At 48.4% G+C, this 20,414-nt stretch carries 17 protein-coding genes; 2 read left to right on the top strand and 15 right to left on the bottom strand.

Going from position 1 to position 20,414, the window contains the following annotated elements:
* Positions 1-183: 183 nt before the first annotated feature.
* The 3 genes from ACHZCY_RS07140 to ACHZCY_RS07130 form a co-directional block, all read right to left on the bottom strand.
* Complete coding sequence (locus ACHZCY_RS07140; protein ID WP_319548353.1) at positions 184-1,551, bottom strand: serine hydrolase domain-containing protein; 1,368 nt, start codon at positions 1,549-1,551, stop codon at positions 184-186.
* A 1,501-nt stretch (positions 1,552-3,052) separates the two neighbouring features.
* A complete protein-coding gene (locus tag ACHZCY_RS07135) occupies positions 3,053-3,406 on the bottom strand; it encodes an ATP-binding protein (protein WP_319548352.1) in 354 nt (117 codons plus the stop codon).
* Between the two features lie 124 nt (positions 3,407-3,530).
* Positions 3,531-4,823: an OsmC family protein gene (locus ACHZCY_RS07130; protein ID WP_319548351.1), complete on the bottom strand. Its 1,293-nt coding sequence runs from the start codon at positions 4,821-4,823 to the stop codon at positions 3,531-3,533.
* Positions 4,824-4,995: 172 nt separating this feature from the next.
* On the opposite strand from ACHZCY_RS07130, the gene ACHZCY_RS07125 reads away from it, so the two are divergent.
* Positions 4,996-5,898 (top strand): LysR family transcriptional regulator, encoded by a 903-nt coding sequence (locus tag ACHZCY_RS07125; RefSeq protein ID WP_319548350.1) that lies wholly within the window; start codon positions 4,996-4,998, stop codon positions 5,896-5,898.
* A gap of 99 nt (positions 5,899-5,997) precedes the next feature.
* A complete protein-coding gene (locus tag ACHZCY_RS07120; protein WP_319548349.1) occupies positions 5,998-6,648 on the top strand; it encodes a YibE/F family protein in 651 nt (216 codons plus the stop codon).
* 158 nt (positions 6,649-6,806) lie between these two features.
* Here ACHZCY_RS07120 and ACHZCY_RS07115 read toward each other — a convergent pair whose 3' ends face one another.
* The 12 genes from ACHZCY_RS07115 to ACHZCY_RS07060 form a co-directional block, all read right to left on the bottom strand.
* Positions 6,807-7,844 (bottom strand): DUF2278 family protein, encoded by a 1,038-nt coding sequence (locus ACHZCY_RS07115; protein ID WP_319548348.1) that lies wholly within the window; start codon positions 7,842-7,844, stop codon positions 6,807-6,809.
* Between the two features lie 490 nt (positions 7,845-8,334).
* Complete coding sequence (locus ACHZCY_RS07110) at positions 8,335-9,111, bottom strand: maleate cis-trans isomerase family protein (RefSeq protein ID WP_319548347.1); 777 nt, start codon at positions 9,109-9,111, stop codon at positions 8,335-8,337.
* Between the two features lie 15 nt (positions 9,112-9,126).
* The gene (locus tag ACHZCY_RS07105) at positions 9,127-10,296 is read right to left on the bottom strand and encodes a M24 family metallopeptidase (RefSeq protein ID WP_319548346.1); all 1,170 of its coding nucleotides are present in this window, start codon (positions 10,294-10,296) and stop codon (positions 9,127-9,129) included.
* Between the two features lie 38 nt (positions 10,297-10,334).
* The gene (locus tag ACHZCY_RS07100; protein WP_319548345.1) at positions 10,335-11,621 is read right to left on the bottom strand and encodes a TRAP transporter large permease; all 1,287 of its coding nucleotides are present in this window, start codon (positions 11,619-11,621) and stop codon (positions 10,335-10,337) included.
* Between the two features lie 72 nt (positions 11,622-11,693).
* Positions 11,694-12,227 carry a TRAP transporter small permease gene (locus tag ACHZCY_RS07095; protein ID WP_319548344.1) on the bottom strand — a complete coding sequence of 178 codons (534 nt, stop codon included), beginning with the start codon at positions 12,225-12,227 and terminating at the stop codon, positions 11,694-11,696.
* Positions 12,228-12,287: 60 nt separating this feature from the next.
* Positions 12,288-13,346 carry a DctP family TRAP transporter solute-binding subunit gene (locus ACHZCY_RS07090; RefSeq protein ID WP_319548343.1) on the bottom strand — a complete coding sequence of 353 codons (1,059 nt, stop codon included), beginning with the start codon at positions 13,344-13,346 and terminating at the stop codon, positions 12,288-12,290.
* A gap of 33 nt (positions 13,347-13,379) precedes the next feature.
* Positions 13,380-14,657, bottom strand: a complete 1,278-nt coding sequence (locus ACHZCY_RS07085) for a TRAP transporter large permease (RefSeq protein WP_319548342.1) — start codon at positions 14,655-14,657, stop codon at positions 13,380-13,382.
* 15 nt (positions 14,658-14,672) lie between these two features.
* On the bottom strand, positions 14,673-15,236 hold the full coding sequence (locus tag ACHZCY_RS07080) for a TRAP transporter small permease (RefSeq protein ID WP_319548341.1): 564 nt from the start codon (positions 15,234-15,236) through the stop codon (positions 14,673-14,675).
* An 85-nt stretch (positions 15,237-15,321) separates the two neighbouring features.
* Positions 15,322-16,371, bottom strand: a complete 1,050-nt coding sequence (gene dctP, locus ACHZCY_RS07075; protein ID WP_319548340.1) for a TRAP transporter substrate-binding protein DctP — start codon at positions 16,369-16,371, stop codon at positions 15,322-15,324.
* A 96-nt stretch (positions 16,372-16,467) separates the two neighbouring features.
* Positions 16,468-17,934, bottom strand: coding sequence for a pyridoxal-phosphate dependent enzyme (locus tag ACHZCY_RS07070; RefSeq protein ID WP_319548339.1), 1,467 nt, complete (start codon positions 17,932-17,934; stop codon positions 16,468-16,470).
* Between the two features lie 56 nt (positions 17,935-17,990).
* Positions 17,991-19,202: a YgeY family selenium metabolism-linked hydrolase gene (locus ACHZCY_RS07065; RefSeq protein WP_319548338.1), complete on the bottom strand. Its 1,212-nt coding sequence runs from the start codon at positions 19,200-19,202 to the stop codon at positions 17,991-17,993.
* Entirely contained in the window at positions 19,192-19,884 is a 693-nt protein-coding gene (locus ACHZCY_RS07060) for a GntR family transcriptional regulator (RefSeq protein ID WP_319548337.1), read from the bottom strand. The genes ACHZCY_RS07065 and ACHZCY_RS07060 overlap by 11 nt, the downstream gene beginning before the upstream one ends.
* Between the last annotated feature and the right edge of the window lie 530 nt (positions 19,885-20,414).

The raw sequence follows: 20,414 nt of genomic DNA, 5'->3' as shown, positions 1-20,414 counted from the left end.
CGCGGAGTGCCAGACATCCTAACGAGCGAAGCGAGTGAGTTGAGCACCTTGTTAGGTGTAGACGCCCCGACGACTGAGTACGGCCACCAAGGGGGCGGTAACAAATGATTCTTACTTGTCCCCGATCCCCTTCCGCTCTTCGTTTCTGCTCTGTTCCTGTACATCGTAGTTTGGCCCCTTCGCTCAGTAAGCGCGCTTCCATGCGTCGACAACGGCCCATACAAAGTCGTAGCCGCCAGGCAGGTCGGTCGATACACCCGGCGTATGCCCGGGCGTTGCACGCTCTTCTTTTCCAACCGACATCACGACGATTGCTTTCTTGTTCTTTCTGTCGGCCCAGAACAAGGTCGCCACACCTGGCTGCGCACCGCCATGGTGAAACTCGCGCGGCAATCCGTTGTAGATCTCGTCCTCGACCATAACCCCCAGCCCATATCGCTGGCCACTCCATGTCAGCGGTAGCCGGCACTTACCAGTTAGACATGTTCCGGAACTGCACGAGGACGTGCACCCGTTGAGCGAGCTTGCACTGTGCCAGATGGGAGTCAGGATCTCCTCGATGTCTGCAAACGGGATGACCCGAACGCCGCTGCGATTGATGCCGTCATTCATCAGGATATTGACCATCTTGGCGTAGTCCACCGGGTGAGCCAGAAGACCTCCGGCAAACTTCACGTCCGTGAACCGGACAAACAACTCGCAGGGGATTCCTCCGCGGTCGTAGCACGGGCGTGCCAGGTTAGTCATCGATGGCGAGGCGCGTTCGTAGGTCGACCGGGTCATTCCGAAGACTCTGAGTATGTGGTCATCGAGGAACGCTTCTGCAGTCTGCCCCGAAACGATCTCTACCGCCGCTTCGGCAACGGTGAATCCGCCGCCTGAGTAATCAAACACGGTTCCCGGGATTGCAATCGGCTGCGTTGCTTCCTCTTCGCAGGGTTTGTTCATGCCAAGCAGTACATTGCGCATGAACGTGTGGCAAGTCGTTAATGCTGTCGAAACACCATGTCGGCTCAGTCCGCCCGTGTGGCTCAGCAATCTGCGGACAGACGGACCGTTCGGTGCTCCTGTGACTTTGCTCCAGAAGGTTTTCGGGCGTGTATCGTACCAATGGTCCAACAACGTCCCTGGGTTCGCATTCGCAATCTTGCCGACAGTGCGTCCCAGCTTTGGCCCGTTGCCAAGGCGCGCGCCAGCAACAACGGCAAGTGCAGCAGGCAGTTTCGCCATCGAGGCCGTGGGAAATATCGTATCCCCGTCCACAGGCCAGCCATCGTCGACGTTGCGATAGCCAAAGTGTTCTACCCGCTCGATGCGGTTTCCTACGATCGTGACGATGGCGGCCCCTTCTACGCCGTAGAACGTCATGGCATCCTGGATCGTCATGGTGTCAACGACCTTCTTACCATTGATATTCTGAACCTCGACCTTTATGTCCTGGCGCATCTTGTTGAAGTTGGATTTTGTTTTGGCGAGAGTGGGACCCGGCCCAAGCAGGGCGACGCAAACCAGAGCCGTGGCACAAAAACGGGCAGAAAAGATCAGAGACATTTGAAACTCCTTAAGCGGTGTTCGGCGCTTCAGCTTCCTGAAAGGCACCAGTGACGTGAATGGGTGGAGCGAATAGGGGGCAACGGGAACAGTGTACCTATCTAAGTCTCACAGCTGGTTACGTGTACTGTCCCCTGAACACGTAATCTCTCGGCTTTTCATGTCGCTTCTCCCTTAGGCATATACAAATGATGCACAAGTAATAGTGAGATATTTATTCATTATAACCTCCCGTCTTCTAATATATTATACTGTCACAATCATGTACCACGTTGCAGGTTGCTTGATTATACATTGTGAAGTTATGTTGTGTTTGTAAATAGGTATATTTACCAGTTTTTGATGTTGGTAGCGTTTTTCCCTAGTTGTTAAAAATCAATTCAAAAACTCAATCGACAAGTTTCCTTCTTAGCTTTTAGGAGGGGGACCACCAAAGGGTGAATTGGTTACATTTGCCCCAGTGGTGGATATGTGTGTCCAGCGCAGATTTGTGCTCAGTTCTCTGTGATTAGCCTGGCCGTGATCACTGCTCGTCCTCATGGCTGAAAACTCAGCTGTCAATTTCGCTCAACAATAATGGGTAGTCAAAGGGCGCTGGTGGTCTTGCCAGGTTTAGTTTAAGGCCGATGTGGGATGCACAGGAATAGGTGTGCCACGAGAGCAAGCATTTTGCTCGTAACTACACGAAAGATGAGGGTAGGCCCCTCGAAGTCGGCTTGCAGGAGCGGGCTTCAAACCACCTTAAGCTGCTGTGGTAAAGAGCCATGGTGGTGAGCGTTAAGGAAAAGGCCGGGCATAAGACTGGGTCAGGTATGGATCATGGAGACGAACGCAAGTGAACCACTGATGAGGTGTCGAAAGTGCAAGGATGTCGTCAAAACTGGGACCCTATTCTATCCCAGGATAAGTTCGGGGGAAACCTGTCTACTGCCCGAGCGGCGACCGGCACAAAGGTGGCGTGAACATGATCTTGGCTTTTGTGTGGAACGTGGGAACCTGTCGTTCCGATGTTAAGGGAAGAATCCAAGTGGAAGCCCCATGAGGATGCAAGTACCAATGCGGAGCACAGGGGCGGATTACCTCGTAGTAGTGATGAAGCCTCTGTAATGGAGGTGGAGCGAAGGGGGTAACATGTCTGAAGTTACTTATTGGTCAACCAGAGATGGGAGGAACCTTCTAGTAATGCAAACCTTGGGGTATAGGGGACATGAAGAGCTGTATGAGGCGAGAGTTTCACGTACAGTTCTGTGGGAGCCTGGGGGGGAGGTTCCCCCGGGCGACTCGACTGTAAAGTTTCAACTTGGTCTGGATTGTTAATATTGCCAATGAATCTTATAGATTTATGTTTTGAGGAACCTATAGCATAGCAGGAAATCTACCTGCTTTCTTAAATGAAGAAACTCAATATGTTTGATCCTGTACTCCCTACAATCCACTCCGACGGAAGTAAGAGGCGCCCACTGTACTGTTCAGCCAGACAACACTTCACAGCATTCGTTACTCAGACAGCCAATTCCTCTTTGCAATGAGACGAAAAAGTTTGCCTTTGCCTCTCAACTTTGTGGATAGCAAATTCATGGCATTGCTTTATGCACAGCCCGCATGACGTACAAACATCGGGATTTATCATAGCTTTCTGGTTTCCTTTAATTCTTACTTTCAATCGCCCCTTAAAAGACAAATTTTTAACATCATCAGCAGAAAGCGTTGTCATACTTATTGCGGATTGAGGGCATGTATCAATGCACTGGCCACAGCCATCACAAGATGATTCATCTACTGTCATTATTCCATCCTTGATACTGAATTCCTGCTTCATTTTTTTATCGAATAATATCTGCTTGAGATTTTTCATTATATCTTCTTTATTTGATCGTATTCATTTCGTTAATTCATTGTTTATGTCTGAAGTTAAGAGGCCGGCAATAAAGCCTGGCCTCTCGATTTTTTTAACTTCACCTGCCCGCCACAGAGAAATTCTAATTAACAATTTCTCCATTGAGATAGATGTTGGACTCCATCTCTGTTTCATTTTGTATACCTTCACCGGCAAAACACATGGCGAGAGCTTGTTTTGCATAGTTGGTTAATGACTCTTTTGCTGCATCACTGGTTACGATAACCCTAGTGATTACACCATCAAGGTGACCTTTCATGGTGGGGGTCATAAACTTCTCCTGTTGATAGTCAAACTGGTGCTCCACTCTGAAATCATCGATATTGATACCCTGTTTCTGGTAGTACATCTTGTTTGCGGTAAGCTGACTCATCAAGCAGAACGAAGTACCCAAAGTAAAATAATCTCTGGATGTAGGAGCTGTGTCTATACCTTCATAGCCACGACTATCATCAGCATAGAGCTCCCAGGTTTGATAATTTTCAGTCAGGGATTTTGCTCTTACTTTGTGTAGATAGGGACGTGCGGCATCATGTGCTGTTTCTGCTATGGATATTTCAGTAAATTTGAATGGGTTTGGGAAGTTTCCCATCTCAATAGAGAGGTCTTCCTCTATTTCTACTGTCTGCAAATTTAGATCCGGTGTTACATTGGTGAAAGTGAGACCATTATCAACAGAGATTGGTGACTCTACTTTACCAGGACGAGCGTTGAGTCCGCCCCAATCATCAGCGTTGACGATGATCCCCACATCGATTGGAGTACTGTTTTCCAAGCCTTCACCGACAGCCCACGCTTGAAGAGCCTTCTCTTTCAACTCTTTTATTTTTTCAGGTGATTCACTGCTTTTGATAAGGATGTTGGAAACAACCTTATCTGTATAGCCAGTCCAGTTATCACTCATCGGGTCGGACCACCTGAAATAGATTTTTGATTCTACCTTTACGTCCTCAACTTCCAGGCCCATGATCTTGATTAACCTCTCAACCTGGGTAAGCAAGCTGGAGGAAGCTCCAACCGCATAATAAGTTAAAGGGTTGGGAGCTGTCTGATTATGTCCTTTACCTCCTTCATCACTTACGAACTCCCATGCGCTGAATTGATCTTCACCGACAGGTTTGGCGAGACCTTTCTTGAGAAAATGCGCTTCATGGTTGAGTATGTTTTGCGTGGTGGTAACAATATTCTCTGTGATAGCACCATTTGCTGGCACCGCCTTTGTCGGGGTAAAGGTAATAGGGCGGGTATACCCATCGAGTCTTTTTCCAATCTGATAAACTTTTAATTCCTGATTAACATCACCTTGTGCATATGGTGTAGTTGCTGAAATACAAAGTGCTGTTAGAACTGATAATGCTTGCAATTGAGCTTTCACTGTTAGTCTCCTTTACCTGATCTGATAATTGGTCGTGCTGAAAATAATTGATCGCTTTAAATACGATGCGTTGTTTGCTGTCTCTTCTCTTTAAATGTATCTACCGTTTTGTTGTGACCCCATTATGTGAACTTTATTGCATCTAAACAACAGATGTGTTCTCATGTTATATATGAGTAAAATAGATTGGTTGTCTCTGGATGGGAAAAGTTTGCGGGTATTTCTCACCGTGATTGAGGTTGGTACAATTACAGGTGCTGCGGATAAGCTTGGCATCACTCAGTCAGCAGTAAGCCATACGGTGGAGAAACTCCGTGAGATATTGGGAGATCCTCTCTTTATCAGGGCGGGAAGAACCATAACCCCAACGGCCTATGCGCTACAGATTGCCGGTAAGGTTGAGGGGATTCTTGATGATATGAAGGGACTTGTTCAGGCGTCTTTATTTTTACCTGAAAAAAGTGAAATTGATCTGATTATCGCTGCCAACGATTTCCAGTCCAGTCTGCTTATGCCCCGTTTCTATGAGCAGGTTAATGGCAAGCTGAAGCGATTTAACCTTAAAGTTATCTCACCTCAAATACCCACTGTCGAACTGCTTCGTGAAAAGAAGTGCACCATTGCCATTGCAGCATTCAGTCCCGACGCAGCAGATATCATGCAAAAAAACCTCTTCACCTTGAGTACTTCTGTTTTTTATGACCCATTAGTGAGGGAGGCACCAGAAGATCTCGAAGGTTATTTGAACTCAGACCATATCGGGCTCTCGTTTCTCCAAGACTATAAGGACGGGGTGGATAATTTTTTAGAGAGGAATGGACAGGGCCGCAGGGTTAAAATCGCTGTTCCAAATTTTTCAAGTGTTTCAACATATCTTAAAGGTACGGATATGCTCGCGACTCTGCCGTCTTTAATGGCTCTTGTTGAGTTGAAGGATTTTGCTTCTGTGCCTCTGCCGTTTGCGTTTACCACAGGTAAAATGTATATGATTTGGCACCAGTCCTATCAGCACGATGAACAGCATAAATGGCTAAGAAAGGAGATGATTGAGGTAGCTAACTCACTCCCTGTGTAAGTTTCAGAAGTGAATCACCCCTGGTTTTGTAGACACTTTAGAGCCAAAAGGGAGGATTGCTCGGGTTGATATTTTCCCTGCTAAGGTTAGCCAGTTCCAATGAACCATCAAGTTAACCTAATTCCTGTTGCTCTTGCGGTTGTTGCTGCATTGACAGGTTCTGTCAGTTTTCTTGTGGGCGGCTGGACCCGTAAAGGAGTGACGGCTTTTGTCGGTTCCTTTGGCGGCCTGGTGCTGGCCTGCACCCTGGCCAAGCTTTTTGCGCCGGGGTTTCACCTCAATGGAGCGGTCAGGCCCTATGCCGAAACCCTGTGTTATGCCGGTTTTCCCCATTTGAATCTCACAGAGATATTTCTTGCTGGTATATTTCTCGCCTGTTCCGGGGCGGTTATGGATCTCTCCATGGATATTGCGGCTTCCCTTGATGAGGTGAAGAACAAGAAGCCTGATATCTCTTTTAAGGAGCTGTTTACATCGGGCATGGCCGTTGGACGATCTGTTGTCGGGACCATGACAACAACGTTACTGCTTGCCTATTCCGGAGGCTACACGGCAATGCTCATGAACTTTATGGGGCAAGGGCTCAGGATGGAACAGATCCTGAACATTAATTTTGTTGCGGCTGAAATACTCAATGTTTTTGTCGGCAGTTTCGGACTGGTGGCCGTCGCACCGCTCACCGCAATTGCAGGCGCTGCTTTATTTTCACGGCATCATTCACACCACCCTGAGCGCAGCGCCGGCCAATAACCATGCAAACAGGCAAACGGCATTATCCATCAGTATGTTTTGTACCTAAAAAAACGTCGCCAATATCTGACGTGGTCAAGCAGAAAAGGACTCTCTTTCCATGGCTGCTGCTCCAACAAAATTGATGAAAACGTGGCAGGTATGCTCATTTTTACGATCTATCTGAAAAGAGTGATGTAACCCTCTTGTTGAGCTTGCTTCCTGGTGTAGTTGACACCGTCTACCTTTACCCCGTTATTATCGAGCAAAGTGAGCAGGCCGCCTTTGTTCGAAAGTGGGGCCTTGTTCATTTCCACCGTGTGAATGCCTCCTGGGGCTAAGACGATCTCGTCGGCCATCGGTTGCACTTTTTCCGATTTGTTGAGGATAGACCATCCTTTGAGGCTAATGGGTGTTGGACTACGATTCATCAGCCACACCGTTTCCGGTCTTCCTGTGTGGTGGGGAGTATTTTCCGCTCCAACCGGGTTTACCAGCGCGCCGATTATAGCGACGCGTAGATCATCTGCGATGACGGGTTCGCCTGAATGTGTTATCAGCTGCTTGAGATTATTGCTTCCAGGCAAGGCGTTGCCGGTTGATTCGTCTGTGTGCGCCGCCTGGCTGGCAAAGGCAATAAGGATAGATGTATACGAACCATCACTGTTTTCAATGAAGAGTCCACCGTCCTGCCAGACGTCGTTGTATTTGCTGAATTTTCCCGCGCTGCCCTGGTTCATGTGAACGTCGTGAATGCCTTGACGTGCCGGCAGATACGGTTCACCAAACAGATGAACGACGGCTTGACGTTGCACGGCTGATTTCAGCAGAGGAAAGACGAGGTCGAGCACGTCGTTTTCTTGACCCGGGATATCGTGGGGAAGCACTCGCCCTTCTTTGAGATTCATCATATTGCCACGGATGTAATCGAGTGCGATGCCATTGGCTTTGTTCTCCAAGGGCGTGAATCCCTGATTCAGCGCAGAAAGTTTTTCTGTTATGGTATGAGTGAAGTTCAAATTTATCCATACAACCAGCTCGGAAATAGCTGAGCCGGACTTTACATTAATCGAAGCCCGTCGAGCATTGTCATATTCCCCTCCTGTTCCGTCATCATAAAAAAGATGAATGTGAGGAGTATGGGGGTCATCTGCCGCTGTCTCTGCAGAAACCCGAACCGCCTTGCCCGTCCAGACTCCGTATTCTTTTAATGACATATCCATTCTCCACTCTTTAGTTTATTTTGTGAAGTCCATCTCACGCGTTGGTGCTGGTTGTCGCCCAATTTAAGAACGTATTGTGTGGGGCAACCTTATTGTCATTGCCGACCAATCAGTATTTTGCGGTTAACACCATGGCAGACAACGCTCGGTCGATCTATCTCCGAGCATTTTCTGTCTGCTACTTAAGTTGGAGAAGCAAAAGCAGTGCCATTGGAGCTATAAAATTCTTTTAAGGGCTTTTTTTAACAGCAGGAGAGGGTGGGAGTATAATTGGTGAGCAGAAAATCGAAATGTTGGTTCATATCCACCAAAACTGGTGGTTCATATCAAGCAGGTGGTGCATAGAAAAGAATGATTGCAACAGGAAATAGGTTGGAGAGTAGGATATTGTAAATATGCCGGCTTGAACGTTCGGCAATCTCGGCCAAAAGTGTTGGTGTCGATCTCGCGCAGTTGTCTGAAAGTTGACAAGAAAAAATGGGTGTCACGACCGCAGATTGAGTAATCGGCCAAAACCCGTGCATTGCGGCAACTTACCTGCGAGGGTCATGGCGTGCCAATACATTGCCTGGTTGCTGCAGATAACCGGGATGCCAAATAATGATTCAAGCTGTTCTATGTGATCGAGAACTCTCAGGTTGGTGCAGGACATAAAAAGGACGTCTGTTTTGGCACGATCCAGGATTTGCTCTGCACCGTCAACCATGGATTGAAAGGATACCGATGTGATATCCGTGTCGTTTTGTATGCGCAGTGCTCCGATTGCAGGAACATCAAACCCTTCTTCCAGCAACTCCCTGTATAGGGGGTAATTGACTTCTGTGGGGTACGGAGAATAGACGGAAACCTTTTCAGCATTTAGTCTTCTGAAGGCTGCTTTGGCCGCTGTCCATGGGTTGGTAGCAGGAATGCCTGGGTGATTCCTGGTCAAAAGCTCCTCGATTTTGTCGCTTCCTATGGACAGAGAGGCCGAGGTGCATCCGAAAGCCATGACATCCATGGACAGTCCGGTGGCGATCAAGCCTGCAGACTGAGCAATACCCTCGGCAATAGCATTAAGGGCATCCCGGGTCATGATTGATGAGTAGTATACGCGGGTAGAGAAAAACAAGGCAGAGGTGCCTATCAGCTTAGACCAGTCCGTTTCAAGGGTGTGATCTGTAGATAACTGCACCAGGCCGATATGCACCTTTTCCGGGCGCGGGGATTGCTCATGGGAGAGCGGGATTTCCAGTGCCTTGAGTTCCTGTTCCGTGATCATGAGGATTGTCTCGTCTTAGTCGATTATGGGTAATTCGGGAGGGCAGCGGATCGACAGGTACTCTGCACCGTCTTCAGTGATGACAATATTTTCTTCATGTACCATTTGTTTTCCTGAACTATAGGTCATGCCTGGCTCCAAAGTGATGACCATACCCGGTACAAGAGGGGTCCTGTCCGAGGCCGTGTTGGAAGGCCATTCGGTTAACTCAATGCCGAGGCCGTGCCCCAATCGTCCCACGTCATTGCCAAGGGCACCGCCGGCTTCCATAACCGTCCACATTGCATGGAAGATATCAGTGGTGGTGGCCCCTGGTCGGGCAGCCTCAAATCCTGCATCTGTGGCCCGGTAAACCACGTCATATGCCCTGAGGGTTTCGTCGCTCGGGCGGCCAAAGGCAAAATTCCGGTCAAAATCGCAAAAATAGCCGTCATAGACGGCACCGGTATCTATGATCAGGACATCGCCATGCTTAAGCACTCGGTCTGTCGGTCCCATGATAATACTATCGTATCCATCCCGGCCAGAGCCGGCAATCAAATATTTGACCGCATCAGCTCCGGCTTGCAGCATGTCGATACGCATTTGCGTACAGATCTCCCGCTCTTTCTTGCCGATTCGGGCGTGGTTGGGAATGTTGGTAAAGCCCGTGTGGGCAATGTCGCACGCTTTTCGTATTTTTTCTATTTCCGCAGTGGACTTAACAGATCGAAGCCGGTGGATATGTGCGGCGATATCGATAAGTTCAACTCCAGTAATCCGCTGTGAAAGTTCAATAAAGTTGTTGAAGGGCATTCGAATCCTGGATTGAATCCCCAGAGTGGCGCCGATGCGGCCGTAAGTACGCGGTAGGGAGTTGAGCAAATCGGCCAGGAGGGAAATTCCATCGTCGAGGGGATTGGGAGAGGCCCAGGTCCGGATATCATCGATCCATGTAGCGGCCATCCCTGAAGAACCGATTTCGGGAATCACGGCAATGGGTTTGCCGTGGGCAGGAATGACCAGATACCACGGGCGAGTCGGACTTTCCCAGAACTGGGTGAAAAAACCCGAATAGTACCTGACATTGGGTTCAGTGGTGAACAAAACCGCATCCAGTCGTTCGTCAGCCATCATTTTCTGGAGTTGACGTGTTCGGTTTTCAAATTCGGTGTTATCAAAGCCGCGCGGTAGAGTAACTGCCATTTCTGTATCCTTGTGTAGCATGATATTTTTCAGGGTTCTTAAATCAAGCCTAGCAGCCGAGGTATGGTTAGGCTGATGGCCGGTATATATGTAACGACAAAAACGGCAAGAACCAAGGCCGCAATAAAAGGAAGTATTTCTTTTGAGATCCCTTCAAGTTTTACTCCTCCTACAGCGCAGCAGGTAAAAAGACAGGCACCCAGGGGTGGTGTTGCAAGGCCTATGGTCAGGTTCAGGCACATGATAGTTCCAAAGTGGAGCGGGTGCACTCCGATTTGCGTAGCCAAAGGGGTAAATACCGGACCGAGGATAATCAACGCCGGGATGCTGTCCATGAAACAGCCTACAAACAGAAGAATTATGTTGATGATCAGCAGGACCAGGTATTTGTTGGTTGTAATTGACAGGACAAGCTGAGCCACCTGCTGCGGCACTTGCTCGGTAGTCAGGAGCCAAATAAAAATTCCAGCCGTTGACAGGATGATAAAGGCAATTGCCGATGATTTGGTCATTATGCACAGCATATCGTACATGTCTTTAAGGCTGATATTGCGATACACAAAGAACCCAATGATAAGTGCATACAGCACTGCCACCGCTGCCGCTTCCGTCGGGGTGAAAACGCCTCCGAGGATGCCGACCAGAATAATGACGGGCATCATCAGCGAGAGAAAGGCTTTTTTGAAGTCAATGCCGATTTCCGAAAGAGTCGCTCTTCTTTCTTCTTTGGGATATTGCCGTTTGACCGATATGCGATGGGAAAAGAACATGAGTGTCGCTCCCATGATAAGGCCGGGAAGTATCCCGGCCGCAAAAAGGCCGGCAATAGAGACCTGCATAAACGCGCCGTAGATAACCATGACAATGGAAGGCGGGATGACCGGGCCGATGCAGGATGAGGCAGCGGTGACAGCAGCTGCGAAATTTTTATCGTAGCCCTTCTTGGCCATTCCGGGGATCAGCATGCTGCCCAGGGCGGCTGAGTCGGCAACTGCCGATCCGGTGAGGCCGGCAAAGAGGATAGAGGCAAGGATGTTGGCATGAGCCAGCCCCCCTCTCCAGTGGCCGACAAGCCGAGTGGAAAAATCGATAATCCTGCTGGTGATTCCGGCCCTGTTCATTATTTCACCGGCCAGAATGAACAGTGGCATGGCCATGAGCGGAAACAGGTTGATACTGTTAAAAAAGCGCATGGGAATCAGGGGAAAGAGGCTGCTCCCCCCGGTCTGCAGTATCATAAACACTGATGTCACACCCAGAACATAGGCAACAGGCATGCCGAAGAGAAGTGCGCCGAATAAGAGTAGGATAATGGTAAGAGACATGGAGGGCCTTTCTGTACTGAAAACCGCGCATGCCCAATGAGATGACATGCGCAACGATGGTTATTGTTCTGTTTAAAGTCGATGGGGAGAAATCCGGCTTCTCCACATAAAAATATCTATGAGCATTTGCAGCCCAAGCTGAATCATGGTGAGCAGGCCGCCCACCGATATGCATAAAAGAGGGTAGAACATGGTGATTCCAAGGGACGGGACTATCTGCATTTTCGCATTGATCGCCATCTGGAATCCTTTGACCGTTAGAATACACAGAAAAACCATGATCAGAATCTCATTTACAAGCTTAATCAACCGCTGGAGAATAACTGGAAACTTGATCACCAGAAATTCAACACAGAGATCTTGACGGTTTCGTGTGACCACAGACATACCGATGAGGACCATCCAGATCATGAGGAAACGGGACGCCTCTTCCGTCCAGGCAAAAGGATTATTCATGACATACCTGGCGATGACGCCGGCAATAACGATGAGCACCATGCTTCCACCGAAAAGAACACTGGCAAAAAGAGAAACGCGCTCGATAAGCGAGGCGACGGTGTCTAGCACAATGATGGGTTTACTGGTCTGGGTTCTATCAAATTGCATGGCTTTTCTCCGGATCCCGGGTCTTTGTTCAGAAAAACCCGGGATGTTTCCCCGATCAGTTTATTGGTGAAAGTTGAGCTTTTGTTGTGATTCCTTGACGGCCTTGATATAGTCGTTCAACAGGTCAGTGCCTTCCTGTCCCAGGGTTTCGGAGATGTATTTCCGCATGGGTGGAATGGTGGCATCCTGAAATCCTTTGAGCTCAGCAGGGCTCGGTTTGTAAATTTCCATGTATTTCTTGAGAAAGGGGAGCCCCTTTTCAATGTCCGCATTAACCAGGGAGTTCATACCGCGTGCAGCGGTCTTGGCAACTCGTGCAGCATCAAGGACTACATTTTTCTGATCCAAAGTCAGGGACTGGAACCACTGATCGTTCACCAGGAAAAAGCCCACAGCGTACATGTGACCGGTCAGGGTCATATGTTTCTGTACTTCTTGTAGTTTGCCCTGGACAATGTAGCCAACAGGGTTGTGCTGGCCGTCGATGACACCGGTTTGGAGAGAGGTGTACAATTCAGCCCAGGAGATAGGAATAGCCGATGCCCCCATTGCTTCAAAAACCTTGATATGGCTGGGAAGGGTCATGGTCCTGAACTTCAACCCTTTGACATCATCAACATTTTTAATGACTTTTTTATTGTTGGTGATGTGGTAAAAGCCGCTTTGGGCAAAGAAACCCAGGCTGCGAAGTCCTGTTTTTGCAAAAATCAGCTGATCCACTTTGTTGCCGAACCATCCGTCCCATACATCGTAGGCAACGGAATAACTGGGGATCAGATAGGGGATGTCAAATACGCCGTAAAGAGGGAAGAATGCTCCCATGGAACCGGCTGTAGCCAGGTGAACCTGAATCATTCCGGCTTTCAGCATCTCCATCATTTCTCTTTCCTGGCCAAGGACTCCTCCAGGATACAGCTGGACTTCAATTTCGCCGTTTGTTCCTGTTTCAACCAGGTTTTTGAATACAACGGCTGTTGCACCGTCAACGCTGACATATGGATCGTCGCTGCCGATAAAGGCCACTTTAATGACACTTTTACCGAAAGCAGAAGAGGTGAAGAGCAGGCATAGGGCCAGCGAAAAGAGAACAACCAGTTTTGGCTTGAGACGAAACATCATGTGACTCCTTTTCTTAAAGTTTCTTAAGATGCATTATACCAATGCATTGTTGGGTAAAAACAGCGCTATTGAAGGAAACATTACCAGCAGTATGGTAACGATTAATAAAATGATGATGAAAGGCGGGGTGTGACGTATTACCTCAAAATATGGTCGCCGGAAAATTAACTGGGCGGTGAAAATATCACAGCCAAAAGGCGGGGTTGCCGAGCCTATGGCTGTCTGGAGGCAGACCAGGGTACCGAGGAGCACAGGATCAATTCCCGCTGCAACGACGTAGGGCTTGAATATGGGGCTGAGTACGTAAATGGCTACAATGGGGTCCACAAACATGCACGCTACAAAGTAGGCTACGATCACGGCAAAAATAACTCGCAAAGCAGAGGGGTCGGCTCCCAATACCAAGGGCATGAGTTCCTGCGGAATTTGAAGAAAGCTCAGCATCCAGGACAAAGCCTGGCCGGCGCCTACCAAAATAAAGACCACACCGGTGATCACGCCGGTTTGAAGAAAAGCGTCGCCAATTTTTTTAAGGGTCAGGCTTCGGTAGAGAATGGTTTCCAGGATAAGCGCATAGATGACTGAAGCTGCTGCAGCTTCGGTGGGGCTGAATATTCCTGAATAGATCCCCCCGATAATAACCAAAGGAAAGCCCATGACAGGCAGGCCCTGCCAGACGGCGCGTATCCGTTCTCTGGTGCCGGCTTTTGGGTATTGACCGATGCCTTTTATTCTGGAATAAAAATATGAATAGATAGAAAAAAGTACAAAGACAAGGATGCCGGGGAGAATGCCGGCCAGAAAAAGTTTACCGATGGAGGTACTGGTCGCCACCCCGTAGACGATAAAGCCGATACTCGGTGGAATCAGGTAGGCAATATCCGATGCATTGATGATAAGGCCTAATGTAAAAGAGCTGGGATAGCCTGCCTCAAGCAGCATTGGACGCATGGTGCCGCCGATTGCGGCCACCGTTGCCTGGGTGGATCCGGAAACTCCACCGAAAATAGTGCAACAGGCATTGGCGGTAATCGGCAGCCCTCCGGGAATATGACCAACAAAAGAGCGTACCATGTCTATAAGTTTTTGCGCCGATTTTCCTGAAGTGATGATATTGGCGGCCAGGATAAACATAGGGACGCAGACGAGTGCCGGTGGCGTGATGCCGGTGAGTACTTGCTGGACCAGTACCAGAAAGTTGAACCCGGGCATGTAGACGGCTATATATAAGATCAGAGACCCTAAGAGAACCACCATAAATGGAAAACCAAATAGCAGCATGGTGGCCATGCTGATTGCAAACAACATCATTTTGTGGGCACCTCTCTAAAGCTCATCTTCGTATTCACTTTGCTGTTCCGGCGACATCCAGACTTCTTTTACCGTGAGATTTTTAATGATGGTCAGAATGTACTGGATCCCGGCCATGAAAAATCCCAAGGGCATGATCACATAAAATATCCAGTAGGGCAGTTTCAGTGCCGGTGTCTGGTGCGCCTTTTTCAGGCTGTGCATCAGGTAGTCATACGAAGCGTCGGCCATGAAAAACATAACACCAGCGCTGATGATAGATATGATAATGATACAAACTTTTTCAATTGAGGACGGCAGTAGTTCCAGTAATGCACCCATCCGTATATGTCGGGCTCGTCTGACTCCGTAACTGACCCCGATAAAAGTGATGAAAATAACCAGAAACTCCGAGAGTTCTTCGGCAAAGTAGATACTCGTAAAAAATTCCCTTGCTATAACATTGGCAATCAGCAGAATGGACAATGCTCCCACGCAGAAAATCAGGCAGCATACTTCGGTGGCATTGATCACTGTGGCTGTGATCTTCGATGTTTTGTAAAAGAAGCTTTTTATAGGGTGGAGGATACCTGGTTTCATAGTGCAGCCATGGTTTTGGAGGGTTTCAGCGATCCGGCACGCGTCTTGTCGCTAAAGACGGCTGACGCGCGCCGGAAGAACTGTACTATTCCATTCCCAATGCTTTTTTTGCATTGGCAATGTCGCTTAGCAAGGTCTCGCGTACCAGTTTGGCATCAGGCCCGCCGATGGCGTCAAATTTCTCGTAATTGGCTTTTGCAATAGATGAGAATTCAGCAATTTTTTCATCGTCCAACTGTGTGAATTCGATGCTTGGCCGTTCTTTTTTGATTTTTTCCATATCGGCACTGTTTCGCTCTTCAATCCACTTGGCGGAAGAGATGGTCGCCTCTGCCCAGAATGCACGCATTTTGTCCTGTGCGTTTTTAGGCAGTGCGTCAAATTTTGCCTTATTCATGGTAGGGATACCAAGGTATGCTTCAGCGTAGGTCAGGGTGAAAAAATCGGTGACCTCGAAAAATTTCATACTGTAATCTGCAAAAATCGGATTCATCTGGGCATCAATCAATCCCATCTGCAGTCCGCCGTACACTTCCCCAAAGCTCATGGGTGTAGGACTTGCTCCATACGCTTTCCATTGGTCGACCAGGACCTTGGATGACATGAGGCGAAGTTTCATTCCTTTCAGGTCAGCTCGCTTGTTTATGGCTGTTTTTGAGGTGATCCACATCCAGTCTTCCCAGATGATACCCAGGGGTACCAGATCATTTCTGCGGAAAGCATTTTCGAGTGCGGCCATGAATTTGCCGTTTTTCACAACCCAGGCAAGAACCTCGGGGGCCCTCTCTTTCGGCCAGATATAGTGCAGGGCCAAGACTTGCGCCTCGGGTACAAAAGAGCTTATCCAGGCATAATCGGTTACGACATAATCAATCACACCGAACTGGCACAGTTCATTAATGTCTCTGGTGTCTCCCAGTGAACCGTAAGGGAAAACAGAAATGTCAATTTTTCCGCCTGACCACTGCTTCATTTCTTCAGAAAATTTCTGCGACCATACGGTCATGAAATCTCCTTCAAGATCTTCGGTGGCTAGTTTTGACTTCATTGGGGGGCCTGTGTATTCGTTTGCTTGCGGACTTGTGGCCAGAAGCAGTACACATAGTGCGACGGCGACTGTCATGAATTTTTTCATCGTGATTCTCTCCTTGGTAAAATGATTGTAAATCGTGATCTTATCTATTACTGACGAAACCCCGACTGATATCGGCAATACCAGTCGAGTGTTCGCCTAATCGCCGATAATACCGACTCGTTTATTGAACTCAGTGATCAGTTTGTCGATTTCCTCCACCTGATTAAAGGTGTTTTGCCAATAGCTGTCATGGTCGTACCACTGAGCATTGAGCTCTTCGACATCTTTTCCCTGCTGCTCGACCCAGGTGTAGTATTTCAGGTTGTGAATGGTTTTCTTGTCGTAGTAGGACAATTCTTTCATGTGATCTATAGCCACGGAATCCATCATTTGGATATCCTGTTGTGCAAGGTTTGCAGTGTACGCGCCGCGCTCCTGGGATAGCTCCGACAACCTGGATTCATACAGCTGCATGGAATCCGTTGCGATGCTTACCACATAGTCGTTTTCTGTTAACTCGTTGTATTTGGCAAATTTAACCGCCGCTATCATATTGCCGATACCGGAAATGCCGAGGAGATCGAGTCTGTCGATCAGGTCAGGGGAAACCCCCTTTTCCGCCAGGGCTTGTTTGCCGATGTCTTCGTTGAATAACCGAATCAGTCTGATCGGCACCTCGTCGTCTACTGCAATCGTAAAATCAGTATCCTTGCAGTCATGAACCCATGGTATATGCTTGTCGCCTATCCCCTCTATACGGTGACCGCCGAAACCATTCTGTAGTAATGTTGGGCATTGCAGGGCTTCGGCTGCTGCTACTTTGGAGCCGGGAAACTGTTTTTTCAGATAGTAGCCCGCCGCCAGAGTACCGCCGGATCCGGAGGAGGATATATAACCGGCGAACCTTTTTTTGCCGGTGAGGTATGAGTGGATAATTTCTTCTATTGCAGCTCCGGTGACCGTATAATGCCAAAGAGGATTACCCAGTTCATCAAACTGATTGAAAATCCTCAGGTCCTCGCCGGAACTTCTCAGTTCCCAGCATTTATCAAAAATTTCTTTTACGTTGGACTCGCACCCGGGGGTAGCGATCACCTGGCCGGCGATCTTGTTGAGCCACTCAAATCGTTCTTGTGACATTTCCTCGGGCAAGATGGCGATGGCATTACAGGCCAAGAGGGCCGATATGTAAGCTCCGCCGCGACAATAATTTCCGGTGGACGGCCAAACTGCCTTGGTCAACTGAGGGTCGAACTGTCCGGTGACCAAGGCAGGGGCCAGGCATCCGTAGGTAGCTCCGACCTTGTGTGCCCCGGTAGGGAACCAGCGTCCGGAAAGCATAATGATGTTGGCCCGGCACCCTGTTAGCTCGGGTGGAAGGACAATATGGTTGACGTCGCCAAACAGTCCGCCGGAGTCCTTTTGTTCATTTTTCCAGGTAATTCTGAAAAGGTTTGCGGAATGGACATCCCACAGCCCAGTCTCTTGTAACTGTTTTTTGATGCTCTCAGGAACGGTATTGGGGTCTTTCATCATGGCGAAAGTTGGAAGGGCGATCTGCTTTTCCTTACAGAATTCGACATTCTTCTCTAATGCCTCGGGGGATATGTTTAAATCAATCATTCTTTTTCCTTTTTGATAGTGTTGCGTGTTGGGCGAGATCTTTCCTGCTTCCAGTATTATGCTTTCAGGCTATCTACATAGAGCGTAGGGAGTACTGCGTACAATGCGGCAGCGTCCACCAGGTCCTGTTTGCTTACTTTTTCGTCTGGAGTATGTGCCTGGTCGATTTCCCCCGGGCCAAAGCCGATGCACGGGATGTTGTGGCGGCCCATGATGGCGACCCCGTTCGTGGAAAAGGCCCAGTTGTCAATCTCGGCATTTTTTTTAAACAGCCGGGAGTAAGCATCAGCAAGGGTTTTACATACCCGATGGTCTTCTTCGAGAGACCAGGAGGGAAAATAACATTCTGTTGGATAGACAAGTCCGGTATACGAGGGCTTGTCGTAACGGTAAAGATCTACAGTGGCTGATGTTTCCAGGACAGAGGGGAGGTTGTTAATTTCACTGATGGCACTTGCAACTGTTTCGCCGGTGGTCAGCCGTCTGTCAACCGATATCCAGCAGGAGTCAGCCACCGCGCATCGGGAAGGGGAGGTGAAGAAGATTTCGGACACAGTGAGGGTACCTTTCCCTAAAAAAGGGTCATGCTTGAGCGTGCTTGCCAACTGCTCAAGATCGGCAAGGACGCGCCCCATTTTAAAAATGGCGTTATCTCCCAATTCCGGTGCAGCCGCATGAGCGCTTTTGCCATCCACTTGAATCCGTATTTCCATCCGTCCTTTTTGCCCTCTTCTAATCTTGCCTGATGAGGGTTCGGTGCAGACAACAAATTCAGGCCGGATTCCGTCTTCTTCAATGATATATTGCCAACAGAGCCCATCACAGACTTCCTCCTGGACCGTTCCTGTCACCAGTAGAGTATAGTCAGACAGAAGGCCCATCTCTTTGATGATCTTTCCCGCATAGACCATTGCAGCCATGCCGCCGGCCTGGTCGCTTGTACCAAGCCCGAAGATGTTTGTGTCGTCTGCGTATCCCTGGTAGGGATCATGGGTCCAATTAGCAGTATTGCCGGGACCGACGGTATCAACGTGAGCATCCATGGCAATAAGATGTTTGCCTGTTCCGATATATCCAAGGATATTGCCCATGGGGTCAATTTCTATTTTGTCGAAGCCGACAATCTCCATTTCCAACCTAATGCGATCAAGGATGGCTTTCTCGTTGCGGCTTTCACTTGGAATCGCAACCATGTCGCGAAGAAAATTTGACATAGCTGCCTTGTAGCCATGAGCCAGCTCCAGAACTTGTTCAAAATTAATTTGCATCTTTCTTTTCCGTTTCTTTCGATTCCATGCTCTGCTGTCGCTCTAAACTTTTTTCCCAGTTCAGGTGAATAATCTGTTCAGCCTGCTGAAGGTCGCCGTTTTGGAGAGATGTTATGAGACTTTCATGTTCTTCAATAGACGATTGAGCGTAGTGGGCACCTTTAAAGAAAACGACCTCCAGGCGCCGGTATCGTATCTTCAGATCTTGTAGAATCATGATGAGGTGCGGGTTTAATGAACGTTCTATGATGACATCATGAAAATCTGCATCTGCCTTGGATGCGGCAATGGGATCGTTCTTCTCTATAGCTTTCTTGAGGACTTGATTGGCACGCCTCATTTTTTGGTAATCTTCGTCACGCATATTCCCCACTGCTACGGACAACGCTAGTTTTTCAAGCGTCCAGATGATGGGGTAAATCATTTCCGCCTCTCCAGGTGGAATTTCTGCGACACGTGTCCAGCGATTGGCAGAGGATTCGACAAGCGCTTTATCTTCGAGACGGCGAAGAGCTTCTCTGACGGGAGTTCGGCTGACGCCGAGGTGTGAGGCAAGCTCTTTGTCTACAATTTTTTCACAGGGGCTCAGAACTCCTTCAGTTATCCAGTTCAATAAGGTTTGGTAGACCTCATCTCGCATCGAATGACGGTTGATCCTGCTGTCCTTCGGTGGCAGGGGCATTCCGACTCCTCCTCTTTTTTGCTCAATTGAATATGTAAAGCATGCTCTCTAAAGAGCAATATAATGGATGTGATATATTGGATACTACTTGCTGTCAACTTGTTTTCGCATCTTCTTTTTAAAATATTCCGTACAAATTTGTTATCTATTTGAAATCACGAGCGGAGTAATTAATTCAAAAATGTGATTTATTTTACGCGTGTGCTGTGGGTGGTTGTTTCTTGTGGTCAATGATAGAAGGGGTGCTGGATATAAAAAAAGCGCCTTTGCTACTGTTCTTTCTTGCTGTAGTCGAGGAGTGCATGCTGATCATAAAATGATTTTACAGCGAGAGGGGGTGCGAGGGAGGAGGTTTGCTTAAGGCCGAAGATGGTCAGTAAGCAGTGGAAGGAAAAGCCTCGTCGGAACCGGGGCCGGATGGAGTAGAGGGGGCTTAACTTGATGTCGGCATGTTGATCTTTGGTTATAAATATACAGAAAATAGGGGGCTTTTATTGGCATCTGGAACCATGAGAGGTATAATAATAGCA

This window comes from Desulfogranum marinum (genome assembly GCF_963675105.2).
GTDB classification, from domain to species: Bacteria; Desulfobacterota; Desulfobulbia; order Desulfobulbales; family Desulfobulbaceae; genus Desulfogranum; species Desulfogranum marinum.
This window is presented reverse-complemented; position numbering and strand designations above follow the sequence as displayed.

What these genes read in the sequence shown, in the direction of transcription:
- ACHZCY_RS07120 (WP_319548349.1), top strand. Translation starts at nt 5,998, where the DNA reads ATGAACCATCAAGTTAACCTAATTCCTGTTGCTCTTGCGGTTGTTGCT.
- ACHZCY_RS07080 (WP_319548341.1), bottom strand. Translation starts at nt 15,236, where the DNA reads ATGAAACCAGGTATCCTCCACCCTATAAAAAGCTTCTTTTACAAAACA.
- ACHZCY_RS07065 (WP_319548338.1), bottom strand. Translation starts at nt 19,202, where the DNA reads ATGCAAATTAATTTTGAACAAGTTCTGGAGCTGGCTCATGGCTACAAG.
- ACHZCY_RS07135 (WP_319548352.1), bottom strand. Translation starts at nt 3,406, where the DNA reads ATGAAAAATCTCAAGCAGATATTATTCGATAAAAAAATGAAGCAGGAA.
- ACHZCY_RS07140 (WP_319548353.1), bottom strand. Translation starts at nt 1,551, where the DNA reads ATGTCTCTGATCTTTTCTGCCCGTTTTTGTGCCACGGCTCTGGTTTGC.
- ACHZCY_RS07125 (WP_319548350.1), top strand. Translation starts at nt 4,996, where the DNA reads ATGAGTAAAATAGATTGGTTGTCTCTGGATGGGAAAAGTTTGCGGGTA.
- ACHZCY_RS07060 (WP_319548337.1), bottom strand. Translation starts at nt 19,884, where the DNA reads ATGCCCCTGCCACCGAAGGACAGCAGGATCAACCGTCATTCGATGCGA.
- dctP (WP_319548340.1), bottom strand. Translation starts at nt 16,371, where the DNA reads ATGAAAAAATTCATGACAGTCGCCGTCGCACTATGTGTACTGCTTCTG.
- ACHZCY_RS07085 (WP_319548342.1), bottom strand. Translation starts at nt 14,657, where the DNA reads ATGATGTTGTTTGCAATCAGCATGGCCACCATGCTGCTATTTGGTTTT.
- ACHZCY_RS07090 (WP_319548343.1), bottom strand. Translation starts at nt 13,346, where the DNA reads ATGATGTTTCGTCTCAAGCCAAAACTGGTTGTTCTCTTTTCGCTGGCC.
- ACHZCY_RS07100 (WP_319548345.1), bottom strand. Translation starts at nt 11,621, where the DNA reads ATGTCTCTTACCATTATCCTACTCTTATTCGGCGCACTTCTCTTCGGC.
- ACHZCY_RS07105 (WP_319548346.1), bottom strand. Translation starts at nt 10,296, where the DNA reads ATGGCAGTTACTCTACCGCGCGGCTTTGATAACACCGAATTTGAAAAC.
- ACHZCY_RS07070 (WP_319548339.1), bottom strand. Translation starts at nt 17,934, where the DNA reads ATGATTGATTTAAACATATCCCCCGAGGCATTAGAGAAGAATGTCGAA.
- ACHZCY_RS07110 (WP_319548347.1), bottom strand. Translation starts at nt 9,111, where the DNA reads ATGATCACGGAACAGGAACTCAAGGCACTGGAAATCCCGCTCTCCCAT.
- ACHZCY_RS07095 (WP_319548344.1), bottom strand. Translation starts at nt 12,227, where the DNA reads ATGCAATTTGATAGAACCCAGACCAGTAAACCCATCATTGTGCTAGAC.
- ACHZCY_RS07115 (WP_319548348.1), bottom strand. Translation starts at nt 7,844, where the DNA reads ATGTCATTAAAAGAATACGGAGTCTGGACGGGCAAGGCGGTTCGGGTT.